Raw genomic sequence first — 1,686 nt, 5'->3', positions numbered from 1 at the left:
CTCTTAAGAAACACATTCCGTCGCCGTAGATTGAGCAACGAGATTAAAGCCTAAAGTATGAGCTTTTTTCTGGAGATACTTCACCGTGCGATCGCGATACTGTTGCTCATAGGCATCAATACCAGGGTCTGTATAGGCTCCTCCAGATGTCCAAAGACGATAAAAAAGACGTGCTAATTTATGTGCGGCAGCGGTAATTGCTTTGGGCGCACCCAAACGTGCCTGCATACGTCGATAGTATGCTCCCAAAGCAGAGTGACTTCGGCACAGAGTTTGTGCAGCCATACGGAAAGCATTGGCGGCCCGGTTAACAACAGGACGAGTTTTAGAACTTTTGACTTTACCACCAGTGATACGGCTGCCAGGGCACAAACCTAACCATGAGGTAAAGTGCTTTACAGTAGGAAAGCGTGTTGGGTCTAAACCTAACTCAGAAAGCAGTATTAGTACGGTCAAAGCACCAAAACCATTAATTTGAGTGAAGTCAACACCACTAATCCGATACAAATGAGTACGCAGGTCAAATTGAGGTGCATTTCCTGGCTGCTTTTTGCCTCGGCGTTTAGGTTTAGGTAAAGTTTTTTTTGTCACATCAACTTTGTCTGCAAAGGAGATTAAACACTGCTCAATTTGGAAATCACAAGTAGCAATTTGTTGTTGGTAAAACTCGTAAAGTTGTAACTCCTGTTGCAGAATGAACACCAATTCTGGACGATAGTTACCTGTTAAAGCGGATGCAATTTCTAACGAGCTAGCTTTGATGCGTCCATCTTTGAAAGCCGCTAGTTTCTTCGGATCACGTTCTCCGGCAACAATTGCACGGATAATTGCCATACCAGTAGTACCTGTAATATCGCTAATTACCCGATGCAGTTGTACATTCATCTCAGTCAACGCTTTTTGCATCCGTTGTACATGGACACAAGTACTTTTAATTAGATTATCGCGTTGGCGGATGTAACTACGGAGAACACAAATTTGGTCTTCTGGACGAAATGAACCTGCCAATAAGCCATAAGTGTGTAACTGTTGTAGCCATTGGCAATCTAGTACATCAGTTTTACGACCAGGTACAGTTTTGACATAGTGAGCATTAACAAGTTTGACCTCAAGCCCACGGCTTTCCAATACTTCGTATACTGGTAACCAATACACTCCTGTAGATTCCATCGCTACGGTTGTTACACCGCATTGATGCAGCCAGTCAGCCATCGCATAAAGGTCAGCAGTAAAACAGGCAAAACTACGTACATTCTCGCTGTCTCGTCCAATAGGCACACTGACCCAGTGTCTATCCGCTCCGATATCAATTCCCGCTGCATTAATGTTAATTAATGGTAGATTAGTATTAAATGAATCACGTGCAGATTCCTGTTTGTTCATATTAGCCTCCTAAATGCGACAGCTGACGCATGGAGCGAAGAATATACCCTGACCTGGGTGCGGTGTCTAAATCTAATCTCTTAACCGGGATAGTGACTCTTGCCACTTCGCCAATAAATTCACCAACATCACCCAGAACCAGGCTCATATACGGGCACAATTTGCACCACTGTAAAGACGGTTTTAACTGTCAGGGTAATTACTAATTGTAACGCCAAGCTCTCAAATTTTCCTCTTCTGTGTTTCTTTCATATATCACTAGCGGACTCCGCGCCGCTAGTTAGAGGCTCATATCTTGCACCT

The 1,686-nt window shown here is 43.8% G+C and carries 1 protein-coding gene; it reads right to left on the bottom strand.

Features of this window, described 5'->3' with window-relative positions:
• Positions 1-3: 3 nt before the first annotated feature.
• Positions 4-1,383, bottom strand: a complete 1,380-nt coding sequence (locus ACM0OZ_RS48670) for an IS110 family transposase (protein ID WP_414590127.1) — start codon at positions 1,381-1,383, stop codon at positions 4-6.
• Positions 1,384-1,686 lie beyond the last annotated feature (303 nt).

This window comes from Scytonema sp. PCC 10023 (genome assembly GCF_963920835.1).
Lineage (GTDB): Bacteria > Cyanobacteriota > Cyanobacteriia > Cyanobacteriales > Nostocaceae > Kalymmatonema.
Note: the sequence above shows the minus strand (reverse complement) of the source record. Positions and strands in the feature narration are given on the sequence as shown.

What these genes read in the sequence shown, in the direction of transcription:
- ACM0OZ_RS48670 (WP_414590127.1), bottom strand. Translation starts at nt 1,383, where the DNA reads ATGAACAAACAGGAATCTGCACGTGATTCATTTAATACTAATCTACCA.